Annotated in this window: 14 protein-coding genes; 8 read left to right on the top strand and 6 right to left on the bottom strand. The window is 44.2% G+C overall.

Going from position 1 to position 17367, the window contains the following annotated elements:
- Positions 1–31 precede the first annotated feature (31 nt).
- From dxs to xseB, 3 genes are read right to left on the bottom strand one after another with little or no spacing between them, the layout of a single operon-like run.
- Positions 32–1915 carry a 1-deoxy-D-xylulose-5-phosphate synthase gene (gene dxs / locus AB4232_RS04710; protein WP_004734403.1) on the bottom strand — a complete coding sequence of 628 codons (1884 nt, stop codon included), beginning with the start codon at positions 1913–1915 and terminating at the stop codon, positions 32–34.
- A 21-nt stretch (positions 1916–1936) separates the two neighbouring features.
- Positions 1937–2821: a (2E,6E)-farnesyl diphosphate synthase gene (gene ispA / locus AB4232_RS04705; protein ID WP_009847465.1), complete on the bottom strand. Its 885-nt coding sequence runs from the start codon at positions 2819–2821 to the stop codon at positions 1937–1939.
- Positions 2822–2841: 20 nt separating this feature from the next.
- Positions 2842–3084 (bottom strand): exodeoxyribonuclease VII small subunit, encoded by a 243-nt coding sequence (gene xseB, locus AB4232_RS04700; protein WP_004734405.1) that lies wholly within the window; start codon positions 3082–3084, stop codon positions 2842–2844.
- A gap of 298 nt (positions 3085–3382) precedes the next feature.
- On the opposite strand from xseB, the gene pomA reads away from it, so the two are divergent.
- From pomA to AB4232_RS04660, 8 genes are all read left to right on the top strand, one after another.
- Entirely contained in the window at positions 3383–4147 is a 765-nt protein-coding gene (gene pomA / locus AB4232_RS04695) for a flagellar motor protein PomA (protein ID WP_009847464.1), read from the top strand.
- Positions 4148–4158: 11 nt separating this feature from the next.
- On the top strand, positions 4159–5106 hold the full coding sequence (locus tag AB4232_RS04690) for a flagellar motor protein MotB (RefSeq protein ID WP_009847463.1): 948 nt from the start codon (positions 4159–4161) through the stop codon (positions 5104–5106).
- A 341-nt stretch (positions 5107–5447) separates the two neighbouring features.
- Positions 5448–6896, top strand: a complete 1449-nt coding sequence (gene thiI, locus AB4232_RS04685; RefSeq protein WP_009847462.1) for a tRNA uracil 4-sulfurtransferase ThiI — start codon at positions 5448–5450, stop codon at positions 6894–6896.
- Positions 6897–7564: 668 nt separating this feature from the next.
- Positions 7565–8473, top strand: coding sequence for a transcriptional regulator GcvA (locus AB4232_RS04680; RefSeq protein ID WP_017063339.1), 909 nt, complete (start codon positions 7565–7567; stop codon positions 8471–8473).
- Positions 8466–9089, top strand: coding sequence for an alpha/beta fold hydrolase (locus AB4232_RS04675; protein WP_017069501.1), 624 nt, complete (start codon positions 8466–8468; stop codon positions 9087–9089). The genes AB4232_RS04680 and AB4232_RS04675 overlap by 8 nt, the downstream gene beginning before the upstream one ends.
- The gene (locus tag AB4232_RS04670) at positions 9079–9477 is read left to right on the top strand and encodes a DUF423 domain-containing protein (RefSeq protein ID WP_372086392.1); all 399 of its coding nucleotides are present in this window, start codon (positions 9079–9081) and stop codon (positions 9475–9477) included. The genes AB4232_RS04675 and AB4232_RS04670 overlap by 11 nt, the downstream gene beginning before the upstream one ends.
- Entirely contained in the window at positions 9474–10565 is a 1092-nt protein-coding gene (gene rlmM / locus AB4232_RS04665) for a 23S rRNA (cytidine(2498)-2'-O)-methyltransferase RlmM (protein ID WP_029223796.1), read from the top strand. Before AB4232_RS04670 ends, rlmM begins: the two co-directional genes overlap by 4 nt.
- A gap of 450 nt (positions 10566–11015) precedes the next feature.
- The gene (locus tag AB4232_RS04660; protein ID WP_372086390.1) at positions 11016–13046 is read left to right on the top strand and encodes a TonB-dependent receptor; all 2031 of its coding nucleotides are present in this window, start codon (positions 11016–11018) and stop codon (positions 13044–13046) included.
- 202 nt (positions 13047–13248) lie between these two features.
- Here AB4232_RS04660 and xni read toward each other — a convergent pair whose 3' ends face one another.
- The 3 genes from xni to AB4232_RS04645 all read right to left on the bottom strand — a co-directional run bounded on the left by xni (position 13249) and on the right by AB4232_RS04645 (position 17359).
- The gene (gene xni / locus AB4232_RS04655) at positions 13249–14022 is read right to left on the bottom strand and encodes a flap endonuclease Xni (RefSeq protein WP_371695415.1); all 774 of its coding nucleotides are present in this window, start codon (positions 14020–14022) and stop codon (positions 13249–13251) included.
- A gap of 141 nt (positions 14023–14163) precedes the next feature.
- The gene (ppnN, locus tag AB4232_RS04650; protein WP_102249101.1) at positions 14164–15531 is read right to left on the bottom strand and encodes a nucleotide 5'-monophosphate nucleosidase PpnN; all 1368 of its coding nucleotides are present in this window, start codon (positions 15529–15531) and stop codon (positions 14164–14166) included.
- 262 nt (positions 15532–15793) lie between these two features.
- The gene (locus AB4232_RS04645) at positions 15794–17359 is read right to left on the bottom strand and encodes a diguanylate cyclase domain-containing protein (RefSeq protein WP_372086387.1); all 1566 of its coding nucleotides are present in this window, start codon (positions 17357–17359) and stop codon (positions 15794–15796) included.
- Between the last annotated feature and the right edge of the window lie 8 nt (positions 17360–17367).

Here is a 17367-nt window from a genome sequence, read left to right as displayed (position 1 = left end):
GCTTACGAGCTTACGAGCTTACGTGTTAAGGCTATTTAGCAAGATAGTCAGAGATAGACTTCTCAATTCCTTTCGCATCTAAGCCAAGCTCTTCATGCAGTTCGCCTTGAGTACCTTGAGCAATAAACTTGTCTGGTAGGCCAAGATTCAATACTGGCATCAGTAGTTTTTCTTGCATCAAGAATTCAATCACACCCGCACCCGCACCACCTGCAATCGCGTTTTCTTCGATAGTCACTAGTACATCGTGGTCAGCAGCAAGTTGTTTGATCAGAGCTTCATCTAGCGGTTTCACAAAACGCATATCAGCCACTGTAGCATCGATAGCGTCTGCGGTTTGAAGTGCACTTTCAAGGAAAGTACCAAAGCTCAGGATAGCGACTTTCGAGCCATCTTTTGCTTTTTCACTTTCGCGAACGATACGGCCTTTACCAATCTCAAGTGCGGTAAACTCACTTTGAATCTCGGTGCCCATACCATTACCACGAGGGTAACGAACGGCACTTGGACCTGTGTGCTGGTGGCCAGTGTATAGCATTTGGCGACATTCGTTTTCGTCGCTTGGTGCCATGATCACCATGTTTGGAATACAACGCATAAAGCTTAAGTCGAACGCACCTTGGTGTGTTTGACCATCGGCTCCAACAAGACCTGCACGGTCAATAGCGAACATAACCGGTAGATCCATGATAGCGACATCGTGGATCAGTTGATCGTAGCCACGTTGTAAGAACGTCGAGTAGATAGCCACAATCGGCTTATCACCCGCAATCGCCATACCCGTTGCTAGTGTCACTGCGTGCTGCTCAGCAATCGCTACATCGAAGTACTGTTCTGGGTATTCTTTCGAGAAACGCACCATGCCAGAACCTTCACGCATTGCTGGCGTAATTGCCATCAGCTTAGGATCTTGCGCAGCCATATCACACAGGAAGTCGCCAAAAATCTTAGAGAAAGTTGGTTTAGAGCTGGTGCTCTTAGGCAGACTTGAGTGTGCGGGATCGAATTTCGGTACGCCGTGGTAACCGATTGGATCTTTCTCTGCAGGCTCGTAGCCTTTGCCTTTCTTGGTCATGATATGCAGGAACTGAGGGCCTTTTAGGTCTCTCATGTTCTTAAGCGTTTTAATCAGCTCATTCACATCGTGACCGTCAACCGGACCAATGTAGTTAAAGCCTAACTCTTCAAACATGGTGCCAGGGACAACCATGCCTTTCAGATGTTCTTCTGTACGACGAACGAGCTCTTTAATCGGCGGAACGCCCGATAGCACTTTCTTGCCGCCCTCACGAATTGACGTGTAAAGACTGCCAGAAAGAACTTGAGCTAGGTGATTGTTTAGCGCACCTACGTTTTCAGAGATCGACATCTCGTTATCGTTCAGGATAACCAGCATGTCATTGTGAATATCACCCGCGTGGTTCATCGCTTCGAAGGCCATACCTGCGGTAATCGCGCCATCACCAATCACACTCACGACTTTACGGTTCTTGCCCTCTTTCTTCGCACTGATCGCCATACCAAGTCCGGCGCTGATCGATGTTGAAGAGTGACCAACAGAAAGCGTGTCGTATTCGCTCTCTTGACGCCATGGGAATGGGTGCAGTCCATCTTTTTGACGGATAGTCGATAAGCGGTCACGACGACCTGTAAGGATCTTGTGCGGGTAGGCTTGGTGACCAACATCCCAAACCAACTGGTCAAAAGGCGTGTTGTACACGTAGTGCAGAGCAACGGTTAGCTCTACCGTACCTAAGCCCGATGCTAAGTGGCCACTTGACTGGCTCACTGAGTTTAGAAGATAGGTGCGTAATTCATCACAAAGCTGTGTAAGCGTCTCTTTTGGAAGTAGACGCAAATCCTCTGGCTTATCAGCCAAAGCAAGAGTTGGGTACTTGGATATATCAAGAGTCATAGGTAATGCGCGCTTATTGTCTTAGTTCTTGCGCTCGATGACGTATCGGGCGAACTCTTCGAGTAACTGGGTATTGTATGGGATTGCAGCCAAAGCTTGAAGCGCTTCCTGTAGCAGAGTTTGCGCTTTTTCTTGAGCGCCCTCTAAACCTAACAAAGAAGGGTAGGTGCTTTTGTTCAATTCTTGATCAGAGCCCTGTGGTTTACCCAAAGTTTCGGTATCGCTAATGATATCTAAAATATCATCCTGAACTTGGAAGGCTAACCCGATTGCATCGGCGTACTTATCTAATTGAGGCATCACTTCGAACGCTTTTTCGCCAGCAGCCAGAGCACCTAAACGAATCGCACTCTTCATTAGAGCGCCAGTCTTGTTACGGTGAACCTCTTCTAACTCCTCTAGCGTGACAGAGCGGTTTTCAGCTTCAATATCAAGAGCTTGTCCAATACACATACCTTGTGCACCAGACGCTTCTGCTAGGCGTTGAATCATTCGAACGCGATTGCTTTCCCCGTCAGCACTTAATGTGCCTTCCGCAAGTATAGTAAACGCGAGAGTTTGTAGTGCATCGCCAGTTAAAATTGCAGTTGCTTCATCGTATTTAATGTGACAAGTCTGATGGCCACGACGCAATTCGTCGTCGTCCATTGCTGGAAGGTCGTCGTGAATCAGAGAATAGGCATGAATACATTCGATTGCTGAAGCTGGAGTGTCGAGTTCTTCCGCAGTGCAACCGAGCATTTCCCCTGTAATGTAGACAAGAAACGGACGTGCGCGTTTGCCGCCTAAAAGTAACCCATAACGCATCGCGTTAATGAGATTCTGATTTTGGTGTGGCAGGCGATCAAGCCAAAGGTTAAGTTGCTCGTTATTACGTGCTTGATAAGACAATAACGTCTCGATCATAGGGGATCTCATACAATTTGTTATTCAGGTTGTGGGTTAAAGTCACTCAGTTCTGCATTTTCATCATTTTGCAGCAGGATGCTAACACGCTGTTCAGCGTCGTTTAGTTTACTTTGACCAGCACGAGCGAGGGAGATGCCTCGTTCGAACTTTTTCAGCGCATCATCTAAAGCTAGATCACCATTTTCTAGTTGATCAACCAAGCCATCAAGCTCTTCGATAGCCGCTTCAAAGCTCATATTTTCAGGTTTCTTAGTAGCCATAATAAATCTGCGTTTGGAAAGATGAACGAACGTTACCCTAGGCCGCTGAGATGGTCAAATGTAACCAAGAATTTTTGCTAGAAAGTTCGTTTTTAAGGCACTTGAATTTACTTTGATTGAATAACCGTGGCTTTATCGAGTTTATACGCTTTGGATAAGGCCAAAGTAAGCCAATAGTTGTGATTCAAAAACGAAAAGTGTGATACTTAGACGAAGAATTAACTAAAAGATCTTATAGTCTTGCCGATAAGAATATTATCGTCGACGTAGAACTGTAAAAAAGCATGAGGAGTGCTCAGTGGATTTAGCAACCCTAATAGGTTTGATTGGTGGATTTGCCTTCGTAATTATGGCAATGATCCTAGGTGGAAGCCTCGGGATGTTCTATGACACGACATCCGTTTTGATCGTGATTGGTGGTTCAACGTTTGTTGTTCTAATGAAATTCACCATGGGACAGTTCTTTGGTGCGGCAAAAATCGCCGGTAAAGCATTTATGTTTAAAGCCGATGAGCCAGAAGATCTTATTGCTAAAGTCGTAGAGATGGCGGATGCCGCGCGTAAAGGCGGTTTCTTAGCACTTGAAGAGATGGAAATCAGCAACAGTTTCATGCAAAAGGGCATCGACCTATTAGTTGATGGCCATGATGGTGATGTAGTGCGTGCAGCACTGCAAAAAGACATCGCGTTAACCACAGAACGTCACGAACAGGGCGCTAAAGTATTTACAGCTTTTGGTGATGTTGCACCCGCAATGGGTATGATTGGTACCTTGGTTGGTTTGGTTGCCATGCTTTCGAACATGGATGATCCAAAAGCGATCGGGCCGGCGATGGCGGTTGCACTTTTAACCACTCTATATGGTGCAATTCTTTCGAACATGGTGTTCTTCCCTATCGCGGACAAACTTGCTCTACGTCGTGACCAAGAGACACTGAATCGTCGTTTGGTGATGGATGGCGTACTCGCGATTCAAGATGGTCAAAACCCACGAGTTATTGACGGTTACCTGAAGAGTTACCTTAACGAAGGTAAACGTACGATTGATGGTGAAATGGCTTAAGGGGAATAAAAATGGATGAAGAAAATCCATGTAAATGTCCCCCTCCGGGGTTGCCACAATGGATGGGAACATTTGCTGACTTGATGTCATTGTTGATGTGTTTCTTTGTACTGCTCCTCTCATTCTCTGAGATGGACGTACTGAAATTTAAACAGATCGCAGGCTCAATGAAATTCGCGTTTGGTGTACAAAACCGCTTGGAAGTAAAAGACATTCCTAAAGGTACCAGCATTATTGCGCAGGAGTTTCGTCCTGGTCGCCCAGAACCGACGCCTATTGATGTAATCATGCAGCAAACCATTGATATTACGCAGCAAACTCTCGAGTTTCATGAAGGGGAATCTGAGCGTGCTGGCGGTACAATGCGTGATCAGGGCAAGATGACGGGTGGTAAATCAGCAGAAGTTTCTGCGCACAACAACCAAAACTCAGAATCAGATCAGCAGCAACAGCAAGCTCAAGAACAGTCTCAAGAGATGGAAACCTTGATGGAGAGCATCAAGAAGGCGTTGGAGCGAGAGATCGACCAAGGCGCGATTGAGGTGGAAAACCTTGGCCAGCAAATTGTGATTCGAATTCGCGAGAAGGGTGCATTCCCATCAGGATCCGCTTTCCTACAGCCTAAGTTCCGACCATTGGTTAGACAGGTTGCTGAGTTAGTGAAAGATGTTCCGGGCATTGTCCGAATCTCTGGGCATACTGATAATCAACGTCTTGATTCTGAGCTTTATCGCTCTAATTGGGATTTGTCATCGCAGCGTGCGGTGTCTGTGGCTCAAGAGATGGAAAAGGTCCGTGGTTTCTCTCATCAACGCTTAAGAGTGCGTGGTATGGCTGATACTGAGCCAGTAGAGCCGAACGATACTGAATGGCAACGTAGCTTAAACCGTCGTGTTGAAATCAGTATTATGCAGGGCGAACCGCTTTACAGTGAAGAAGTCCCAGTAATCACTGAATAGTATTTACCAAGAATATGCATCCCAAAGCTCAATCTGTCGTAGATTGGGCTTTTTCTTTGTCTGATACACAAAAGGGTTTGTACCAAGCTAGTAAGAGAAGAGAAGAGAAGAGAAGATATGGATAAATGAGCTTGGATGAAATCGAGACGATAGTTTGTCACTAAGGTGAGTTTATTAATGGCACCAAAGCACGCACTCTTTTCCTTGTTTGATTTTCTCATGTATAATTCGCGCCCTTAGATTTAATATTGATCTATTATTGTTTCAATAACTATGTGAAATGACCTTTTACGTGGTGATGAACCTATTAAAATTGTGAACCTTATTGGCGTGAAAGTACTATGAAATTTATTGTTAAGCCCCACCCGGAAATTTTTGTAAAAAGTGAATCGGTGCGTAAGCGCTTCACAAAGATTCTAGAACGTAATATTCGTACTATTCTTCAGCGTCGTACTGAGTCTGTGGCTGTCTTCAACCGCCGTGACCATATCGAAGTGACGTCTGAGAGCGACAAATACTTTAAAGAAACACTTGAAGTATTGACGCAAACTCCGGGTATTCATCACTCCCTTGAAGTTCAGCAATCAGAATTTAAAGACCTGCACAATATTTACGAGCAAGTTCTTGAGCGTAGCGGTGCTCTTATTGAAGGTAAGACTTTCTCTGTACGTGCTAAGCGTCGTGGTAAGCATGACTTTACTTCTATCGAGCTAGAACGCTACGTAGGCGGCGGTCTAAACCAAGCGGTTGAATCAGCAAAAGTAAAACTGAAAAATCCAGATATTACCGTTAAAGTTGAAGTCGAGAACGATAAGCTAAACCAAGTTATTGAACGTCATAAAGGTCTAGGTGGTTTCCCTCTTGGTACTCAAGAAGATCTGCTTAGCTTGATCTCTGGTGGCTTTGATTCTGGTGTTTCAAGCTACTTACACATCAAACGTGGTTCTAAAGTGCATTACTGCTTCTTCAATCTTGGTGGCCCTGCTCACGAGATTGGTGTTAAGCAAGTTTCTCACTACCTATGGGATAAATACGGTTCATCTGCAAAGGTGAAGTTTATCTCTATCGATTTTGAACCTGTAGTTGCAGAGATCCTTGAGAACGTTGAAGACGGCCAAATGGGCGTTGTTCTTAAGCGTATGTTCATGCGTGCTGGTGGTATGGTTGCAGAGCGTTTCGGTATCGAAGCACTAGTAACGGGTGAAGCTCTTGGTCAGGTCTCTAGCCAAACGCTAACTAACCTGCGTCATATCGACAACGTGACGGACACTTTGATCCTTCGTCCACTTATCAACTGGGACAAAGAAGACATCATCGACCTGTCTCGTAAGATTGGTACTGAAGACTTCGCTAAAGTAATGCCTGAGTATTGTGGTGTTATCTCTAAGAAGCCGACCGTGAAAGCGAAGAAAGGCAAACTAGAAGCGGAAGAAGCTAAGTTTAACTTCGAAGTGCTAGAGCAAGTGATCGAGAATGCTCGTATTATGGATATCCGTGATATCGAGAAAGAGAGCCAAGAACAGGCACCAGAAGTGGAGCAAGTTCAAGCCGTTGCTGAGCACGCTGTCGTTCTTGATATCCGTAGCCCAGACGAAGAAGACGAAAGCCCGCTAGAGATCGATGGTGTTGAAATCAAACACATCCCGTTCTTCAAGCTTTCAACTCAGTTTGGTGACCTAGACCAATCGAAAGAGTACTTGTTGTACTGTGACCGTGGTGTCATGAGCCGTCTGCAAGCGCTTTACTTGCAAGAGCAAGGCTTCCACAACGTTAAGGTTTACCGTCCATAGTGGTGTGTTGACTTACCGTTAATAATTTTGCAAAGCCGTTTACTGAAAAGTAAGCGGCTTTTTTATTGTCTATGATGAAGGATTGACAGTAGAAAGAGGCATGCGTTTGGACGTGCTATCGTCATGCTCAGCTTTGAAATTTTTGATTGATAGAACTGGTGAGATCTAAACGGGTCTATAAGTACTGAAGAAGTGTGAGTATCTTGAAGTATTCTGTTACTTTTTAGTGCAACTCAATGGTGCTATTTGTATGTGTTCAGTTGTTTATTTGAGTGGGTGTCTGATTCTGTGATTAGCGATGAAAAATAATAAAGATTAATTAGCACAGCTATTGATAAACTTATTGTTACTTTTCTTTGCACATAAAAAAACACCGCCCATAAGGCGGTGTAAACAAATTTGACAGACAGGTCAAAATAAATACAGGAAGTACATGCCTCGTTTCAGTATAGAACTGCAACAAAACATTTGGTAGAACTCTACCCAACTCGAAAAGAACGAGTTTGCAAACACAACATCGCAGGAGCTAAGCCAATTGATTCTAGAGAGAATCAAGCCGTTCAGGCTAGCTGCTGCGGGATGAAATATAGAATTTCTCTGGCCGCTAGGCAATGGACAAATTATAATGTTTCAGATAAAAAAAACTAATGCTTATTTAGAGAGTAACTATGTCTCGTCGATTACCCCCATTAAACTCGCTAAGAGTGTTTGAAGCCGCGGCTCGACACTTGAGTTTTACGCGTGCCGCAGAAGAGTTGTTTGTTACTCAAGCTGCAGTGAGTCATCAGATTAAAGCGCTTGAAGAATTCTTGTCTTTGAAGCTGTTTCGTCGAAGAAACCGCTCTTTGCTGCTGACTGAAGAAGGTCAAAGCTACTTCTTGGATATCAAAGATATTTTCACATCACTGGCAGAAGCGACAGACAAAGTGCTTGAGCGAAGTGAGAAGGGCGCATTGACCATCAGTTTGCCGCCGAGTTTTGCTATTCAATGGTTGGTACCAAGGCTCGCTGACTTTAATCAGCAAGAACCTGATATTGATGTAAGAATCAAAGCCGTTGATATGGATGAAGGCTCGTTGACCGATGATGTAGACGTGGCTATTTACTATGGCCGAGGGAATTGGTCGGGGCTCAGAGCCGATAAACTTTACCAAGAATACTTAATTCCTCTTTGCTCACCTTCCGTGCTGCTAGGAGCTAAACCTTTAGAATCTCTCAGTGATTTGGCATGTCATACGCTACTGCATGATACATCTCGAAAGGATTGGAAACAGTTTGCTAAGCAAAATGGTATTGATGGGGTAAACGTTAATCATGGCCCTATCTTCAGTCACTCAACCATGGTATTGCAGGCGGCCGCTCACGGGCAAGGTATTGCTTTGGGTAATAATGTGTTGGCGCAACCTGAAATCGAAGCAGGTCGTTTGATTGCACCTTTTGATGAAGTGTTGGTAAGTAAGAACGCCTTCTATGTAGTGTGTCATGAGAAACAAGCTGACATGGGGCGTATTGCGACTTTCCGTGATTGGATGTTGGCGAAAGCGCAAAGTGAACAAGAGGACTTACTTGATGAATAACCTCATCATTGATGGTGAAGACAACCCAATAACCTTTATCTTTGCACATGGTGCTGGCGCAGGTATGGATCATGAGTTCATGCAGTCGGTAGCAAAAGGGTTGGCGTTTAAAGGGATACGAGTGATTCGTTTTAATTTCCCTTACATGATCAAACGTGCTGAAGATGGTAAGCGTCGTCCACCTGATCGAGCCCCTAAACTGCTCGAAGCTTACCAAGATATTATCGGACAGGTAGATGCCGATAAGCTTGTGATTGGCGGTAAGTCGATGGGAGGACGTATGGCGAGCCATTTGTCTGAAGTTGATAAGGTGGCTGCAATGGCCTGTTTAGGCTTTCCTTTCCATCCGCCAGGCAAACCAGAGAAATACAAAGGTGAGCACTTGGCTGAGTTAGCAAAGCCGTGTCTTATTCTGCAGGGTGAACGTGATACCTTTGGTAAGCGAGAAGAGTTTGCTGATTTCGACCTGTCGGATTCGATTCGTGTTGAGTTTATTCCTGATGGCGATCACAGCTTTAAGCCTCGTAAGAGCTCTGGCTACACCGAACAGCAGAACATAGCGTTAACCGTTGAGAAACTATCGGCGTTTATCAAAGAGGTGCTTAATGAGAAGTAAGTATTTACTCACTTTTGCAGGTATCTCTGGCGCAATAGCCGTAATGCTAGGTGCCTTCGCCGCTCACGGGTTAAAAGCTGTCTTGCCAGAGTATCTGCTAGACGTGTTTGAGACAGGTGTTCTGTACCAGTTTATCCATACACTAGCAATATTGGCGTGTGGTGCTCTGCTACAGATGAAACTTGGTGCTAAATCACAAAAATATTTTTTCATTGCGGCAATTTGCTTTATCATCGGCATCCTTTGTTTTAGTGGCAGCCTTTATGGCTTAGCACTGACAGGAATAAAATGGTTTGGCCCTATAACACCGTTTGGTGGTCTACTATTTATCATTGGTTGGGGAGTCTTCTCCTTCGCTGCTTTGAATATAAAAGAGGTAACTCAGTGAAACACGTACTACTTTATTGTCGCTCTGGTTTTGAAAAAGAATGTGCTGGCGAAATTCAAGACAAGGCAACACAACTGGAAGTGTTTGGTTTTCCTCGCTTAAAGAACAATACAGGCTTTGTATTGTTTGAATGTTATCAAGCAGGCGAAGCCGATAAACTGGTAAAAGAGATCGACTTCCAATCGTTGATCTTTGCTCGTCAAATGATCGCGGTAGCGGTTGAAATCAAAGATCTGCCGACTGATGATCGTATTTCTCCAATTCTTGAGGCGCTTTCTGAGAAAGAAGGTTTCCCACGTTGTGGCGATATCCGTATTGAAACACCAGACACTAATGAAGCGAAAGAGCTTTTGAAGTTCTGCCGTAAGTTTACTGTGCCAATGCGTCAGGCAATGCGCGGTAAAGGGCTGATGACAGCGAAAGACAACGCTAAGAAGCCAGTGCTTCATTTATGCTTTATCGCTCCGGGTCACTGTTTTGTTGGTTACTCTTACCCAACTAACAACTCACAGTTCTTCATGGGTATTCCTCGTTTGAAATTCCCATCAGATGCGCCAAGCCGTTCTACATTGAAGCTAGAAGAAGCATTCCACGTATTCATCCCTCGTGATGAGTGGGACGAACGTCTGGCTCCGGGTATGTGGGGCGTAGATTTAGGCGCGTGTCCAGGTGGTTGGACTTACCAATTGGTTAAGCGCTCTATGTTTGTTCACTGTGTTGATAACGGCATGATGGCAGATAGCCTAATGGAAACGGGTCAAATTAAGCACCACATGGTGGATGGTTTTAAATTCGAACCTGACCGTAAGAACGTCACTTGGATTATCTGTGACATGGTTGAGAAGCCGGCTCGTGTTGCTCATTTAATGGGGGAGTGGATCATCAAAGGCTGGGCGAAAGAAGCACTGTTCAACCTTAAACTGCCAATGAAAGGCCGTTACGATGAAGTTCTGCAGGATATCGAAAACCTAAAACAGTTCCTGATTGATAACAAAGTGAAGTTCAAGATGCAGGCGAAGCACCTTTACCACGATCGCGAAGAGATCACGGTTCATATTCAGTCGCTTTCGAATATCTCACCGTACTAATATTTACGTTAGTGTGTCAGTGATAAATAAAATGCTCCTTTAGGGGCATTTTTTATATCTTAAGTTTGTTTATGAGCTTGATTATCGCTTCGTACTGATAGTTTAGAAAGGTTGGTCTATGTGCGTTTTTTAGTCATATTTAAGTGTAAATATGACTAATTCAACTTGGTTGATAGTCGTCGAATTGTCGACTATTAGTGTCGATATGAGACAAAAAAGCCGTAAGCTATCGATACTTACGGCTACCTAGTTCAGCGATGAAACGAAGAAGGGTTTATTTAAAATTCAGCAGTAAATTACAGCAAGAACATCCTAATCAAATTGTATTTTATTATAAGTAAGTAAATGTAAGTAAAGAATGTAAATGATAACCATTACTATTAACATTGTAGTTAGTGTCGTGTACCATTCGTGCACTTTCACTTAAATCTATAAAATATAAGTCGCATTATGAAACTTAAAGCACTATCAGTAGCCGTTACGGTTGCCTTAACCTCATTTACAGCATTTGCTGCCGACGAACCAGAAACCGTAGTCGTTATCGGTTCTGCCCTTGACCAATTGATTCAGACTGAAATCAACTCTGACACACTGGAAAAGAAGCAAGCATCAGACATCAAAGATGTTTTGAATACTATGCCTAGCGTTACGGTTGACGGGAACGCACGTTACTCTCGCAAAGTATTTGTACGTGGTATGGAAGACAAATTTGCCGTAGTGACTATTGATGGTGCGCGACAAGAAGGTCAGCTTTTCCACCACTCTGGTGACCAAGCGATTGATCCTGCAATGCTAAAAAGAGCTGAAATTGAATTAGGTGGTAACTCTGCACTGTCAGGTTCTGGTGCTATCAATGGTTCATTTAGCTACGAAACGAAAGACCCAAGCGATCTTCTTAAGCCGGGTGAAAGCGTTGGTGCTCGAGTAAAAACAAGCTATCAAACAGCTTATGAGCGTTTTGCAACCAACGTAGCTGTGTATGCAAAAGTGAACGACAAGCTACAGTTCATGGGTATTGCGAACTATTCAGAAGATGGCGATCTGCACATTCCTGATCAAGAAGCGGTAACCTCTAAGCAGGGTGAGCTTAAGTCGGGTTTGGCTAAAGTTGTTTTCATTCCTAATGATGCCAATGAATTTAAACTGACTTTCAACCGATACAGTGATGGTGGTACGCGTCAGCTTTCTGGCGAAAAGGCGGGTGCTCTGTATGCTGACGATAAACACGACTATCATTCGCTTAATCGCGATACAGTGACGCTACAGCACGAATACGATGCAGGTAGTGATCTAGTTCATCTGAAAAGTAATGTTTACTACAACCGTCAATACATGGATCGTGATGCTCTTGAAGGTACCGCTTGGGGCAAAACACCAGCAGGTGATTGGTTCAAAGATGGCAAAATGTCTTACCCTAAGCGTGAATACAATGTAACAACCATTGGTGGCGACATTCGTAACGTTTCTTGGGTTGGTGAGCATGAGCTTACTTATGGTCTTGAGGGCTACAAAGCCAAGCAATGGATTGATGCTGGTCAAGGCGTATATCTAAGCGGTACTAAGCAAGGTCAAACCGAGAACTACAGCATGGATGGTGGTACGGTGACGGCTTACGGTCTGTATCTACAAGATATGTACGAATTCAGCGATTTCCGTCTGACAACAGGTCTTCGTTACGACGTTCATAAACTGGGTGGCGTGTATAAGGGCGAGTTTGATCAGCTATCTCCAAAGTTCAAAGGTGAATACCAAACAACGGAAAACCTAAAACTTCGTGTGGGTTACGGTCGTCTGTTTAAAGGCGCGTCACTACCAGAAACGCTGACGATGAAAGCACCAAGCAAAGTTAAGCAGTCTGATACTAAGGCGATGACGGGTAATAACTACGAAGCGGGCTTTGATTACGAGCTAACACGTTTGCTTGCGGCTGATTACGCGATTCTAGGTTTCACGGCTTATACCTATGACCTTGATAACCAAATGCACCCAACTAAGAACAACGCAACATTATCTAATAAGTATGATGTTGAAGTTTGGGGTGTAGAGACTGTATTGAGCTATCAGTTAGATGCTTTAAGTGTTTACGCTAACCACTCTTACTCTGATGGTGAGCAAAAGAGCCTGAAAAACGGCAAGACAAGTCACATGAATAAAACCGGCATTCATAACTTCAAAGCGGGCTTTAACTACAGCCTAAACAGTGAGTTTGTGTTTGGTTGGGATTCACGCTTTGTTCCGGGGAACGATTACGAGAACGAAAAAGGCAAAGAGATCAAACGCTCTGGCTTCGCAACGCACAACATTTGGGCGGCTTACACACCGACGTTTGCTAAAGACCTAGAGATGAACCTTGGTATCGATAACCTGCTTGATAAGAAGTACGCTGAGCATACTGGTTTTGGTATCTCTTGGGGTTCAGAAAAGTACACCAGCTATGAAGCGGGTCGTAACTTTAAAGCTTCTATCGCTTATAGCTTCTAATCTGCTCTTAGCTGAAAGTTGCTCTAAAAATAGAGAGTTATCAGTATAAGTGCAATGTTTCGTCTTAAAATGAAACAACAAAAAAGCCTTAGTTCAGACTAAGGCTTTTCTGCTTTCTAATGATTGAGTTTCTAATTTTTTGATTTATAAGCGATCTGTTTCTAACGGTTAGCTTTCTAGCGATTGAGCTTGTAACGTCGAATTAAGACACCGCTTCGTAGCGAATATCTTGCAGATTAAAACCTAAATCGATGTCTGTTTTGAGTGCAGAAACGAGCCTACATACGCGAGCCGACTCGATATGATCATCGAATTTCTTACGATACTTTTTCGGTAAGTCTTCAGCTAGGAATGCTGTTTCGATATCAGGGTATGTCGTTAATATCTCTTTGGCTGCTTTTGGCCCTATACCTGGAATTCCGGGGACTTGGCTTGAGCTGACGCCCGTTAATCCCCAGTAATCTGCCAGTTGCTCTGGCTTTACGCCAAATTCCGCTTCGATAAAGGGCTTATCTAGCCAACGGTGTTGGAAATAATCACGGATTTGTAGCGTTGGAGACAACAGTTGGCAGTAGCCCTTATCTGTCGAAATGATAGTGACGGTTTCTCCGTGGTCAGCAACTTTCTTTGCCAATGTTGCAACTAGATCATCCGCTTCATCGCCGTCAGAGAGCAGTGAATCAATCCCTAATTCCCACCAAGCTTGTTGAATCGCATCGAGACCTTTCATCAATGGTTCTGGCATCGGCTTACGGTTTTGCTTATAAGCGGGAAGGACTTCCGCGCGCCAACCTCGATCTTGTAAATGATGATCAAATACCGCAATGATATGAGTGGGCTTTGATTCGTTTAGGATGCGATTAAGAGTGCGAGCTGTCGTGGTGATGGTTCTTGCAATATCGGTTGGGTCCGGCTGAACAGAGTGCACGCGTCGGATGAGGTTCAAGGCATCGATAATAACAAGATGGATAGACATAAGTTTCCACTAAATAGGCAATAAATAAGGGGCTGCTAGCCCCTTATAGTAACGTATCACTTGGTGAGTTGAAACTTTGGTGACGTAAACGTCATGACTTGTTTAATTTTATGCTTGTGGCTTGTTATCAGTTACTTGCCGTTATTCGCTGCTAGGCATAATTTTATAGCAAGGAACATAGTCAGTGCCGCCCGGCAGTTTCATTCGATGCTGTTCAACAAAGTCATTCAGCAGCTGGTCCATTTTTGTCATCAGCTCTTTGTCGCCATCAATGAGGAAGGGGCCATGTTTCTCTATCTCCAAAATACCTTCAGCTTTGACGTTACCTGCCACAATTCCTGAGAAGGCTTTACGCAGATTAGCTGCAAGGCTTTCTGTTTTCTGATTCATATGCAGATCAAGCGCCGCCATAGATTCATGCGTAGGGTCGAATGGCAGTTGGAACTCAGGTTCAATATGCAGTGACCAGTTGTAGCTGTAAGCATCGCCAGTCTCTTTACGGTGAGAGCGTACATCTGGCATTGCCTGCTTCATGATTTTCGCAGCGCGTGCTGGGTCATCAATTACGATCTCATAGTGTTTTTGCGCATCAGGCCCTAAGGTTTCGCCGATGAATTTATCGATTGAGCGGAAGTAAGCTTCACTCTCTTTTGAGCCCGTTAAAACAATTGGCATTGGTTGGTCGACGTTATTTGGGTGCATCATGATCCCTAAGATATACAGCAGCTCTTCAGCCGTACCTGGGCCACCGGGGAAAATAATGATGCCATGCGCCATACGAACGAATGCCTCAAGACGCTTCTCGATATCTGGCATGATCACCAGTTCGTTCACTATCGGGTTTGGTGGCTCAGCCGCAATGATTGATGGTTCAGTTAGCCCTAAGTAACGGTGGTCTGTATAGCGCTGTTTAGCGTGACCAATGGCAGCCCCTTTCATTGGCCCTTCCATTGCCCCCGGTCCACAACCGGTACAGATATTCAGCTCACGCAGGCCAAGTTCATTCCCCACTTCGCGAGTGTATTGGTATTCAGTTGCATTAATTGAATGACCACCCCAGCACACGATCAGGTTAGGTTCGATACCTGGCGTAAGTGCGCCTGCATTTCTCAAAATGCCAAATACAAGGTTGGTAATATGAGTGGCATTGGTCAGGTTGAGTCTTTGGTTATCTGCAAGGTGCATGTTGACGTAGACAATGTCGCGCAACACTGAGAATAAGTGTTCTTGGATACCCTTGATGATTTCACCATCGACAAAGGCATGTTCTGGAGGGTTGCTCAGTTCGAGTTTGATCCCGCGCTCACGACGGACGACCTCAACATCAAACGATTGATATTTATCGAGCAGCTCTTTGGAGTTGTCGGTGTGGCTACCCGAGTTGAGTACCGCTAACGTACAGTTACGATAAAGCTGGTACAGATCACTAGATGCGGTTTTCTTAAGACGCTCAACTTCAAGTTGAGAGAGTAAATCCATGCTACCGGCAGGGCTGATATGAGTGATCATAGTGCCTCCTTGTTGAAAAGAACTAGGGGAGGTTGGAAGTGGCCCTTTAGTTCGAGATGAGAAGCTAACGTTGAAAGTGTTTGGTTAAAGGCGAGAGAATTAACCAGACGAAACGATTACGACAGCGTTGCTCTTTTAAATACAGCATTGCTTGCCAAGAATGCTTGTTAAGCGAATGTTAATCATTAGCTTAGCAAACATTGAGGGATATGGTATGTGATAAGTATTTGAAAAAATGAAATAAATTAAATCTAGGGCAGTCTTAGTCCCAAACAAGTTGGTTGTTACCGCGCTGTTTGGCTTTGTTTAGTGTTTTATTGAGTCGCTCTAATACTTCTTCAGGTGTGTCTGACTCTTTAAACGGAGTACTTGCTGCGCACAAGGTAATTGTGATTTGTTGGTCACGGAATTTGAAAGGTAAGCGGCTGACTTGATTCTGGATGTTTTGAGTCACTTGATGGCAATATTCATCGCTTTGCTCGGGGAGTAGCAAGATGAACTCTTCACCAGAAAAGCGAGCGACAGTATCGGTAGTACCAATTTCTTTGGTGATGGCTCTTGCGATGATCTTGAGTGCTTTGTCACCAGCGGTATAGCCAAAGCTATCGTTAATTGCTTTGAAGTTATCGATATCTAGCAGCACGACTCTTAGTGAGTGTTGTGCGCGAATCCAGCGACGATATTCTAACTCTAAACGATCGGTGAAGGCGGTACGGTTGTAGATCTTAGTCAGAGGGTCAAGCAGCATACGCTGAGCCTGATCTTCTAGACGCTTGCGGTAATCTTGGGTGACTTCATAGAGCGAATCTAATTGGTTTTTTCCGTAGCTCATTCTTTCTATTAGAGCTTGTTCTTTCTGTTCTGCGTGATTCAGTCTTTCTGAAAGAGAGGCAATTTCACTGAGCAGCGGGTTTATCGAAAGTTTTAAGTTATCAATATCCGTTGCTTTATCAACAGAGCTTTGGCTCTTAGTAACAAGTTCATTCAACTCAGAATTAAGACCTTGGCGATGTTCAAAATAGCTTTGGCTCTGGTCGGCGTTTTGATCTGCTGTTTTGATACTAGAAGCGAGCGAGGAATTGAGTTGTTCGATAAATTGTTCAGACTGCTTACGCTCTAGGCTCGTGCCATCAATCACCAGTTTGAGGATCTGAAGTGCTAGCTCAAGTAGGTTTTGTGTTGAAACACCAAGTAGTAGCTTCGCTCTAATATCGGTCAGTAGATCCCCTGATTCACCCTCGAAGTCGAGTTCAGTGATCAGGTGTTGTAATTCGTTTGATAGTTCGGAAAGGAGTTCTTGTTCAGTTGATTGATCTACGTCGGCAAAATGAGTGCGTGAGTTGTTTGCCATAATCTTAATGGCACGCTCATAAATACTGAGAAGCTTCATCGCATAGTCGACTTTTTGACTGCCATGACACTCGGAGAAGCTAAGTAAGTTTCTTAGATCGCGCTTTAGCTGTGCCGGAAGGCCAGTTATACGCTGCAGCGTTTCCCCACTGTGCTTAATACTATCATCCAGATATCCGTTCTGTTTATCCATAGCCAACGTTTTTTGCTTGAGCATCCTTTCTAATACTGCCAACTTGGGGATCATTGAGCTAATGTCTTTTTGCTTTTCGAGCTCTTCCCTAAGGGCAATGAGATTTTCATCTAAATGAGTGTTGCTGCCAACACATGCATCACTTAAAGACGTAACGATACGCTTGAGAACTTTTTGTTCTCGAATAAATTTGAACGAGGTATCTCTTTGCGTCAAGCGGACTTGATCCAACTGATATTTCAGCTGGTGGAGTTGCGCCTGAATGTCTTTTTCAAGAATGCCCATAGATGTAT

Source organism: Vibrio sp. 10N.286.46.A8 (assembly GCF_041470165.1).
GTDB classification, from domain to species: domain Bacteria; phylum Pseudomonadota; class Gammaproteobacteria; order Enterobacterales; family Vibrionaceae; genus Vibrio; species Vibrio tasmaniensis_A.
This window is presented reverse-complemented; position numbering and strand designations above follow the sequence as displayed.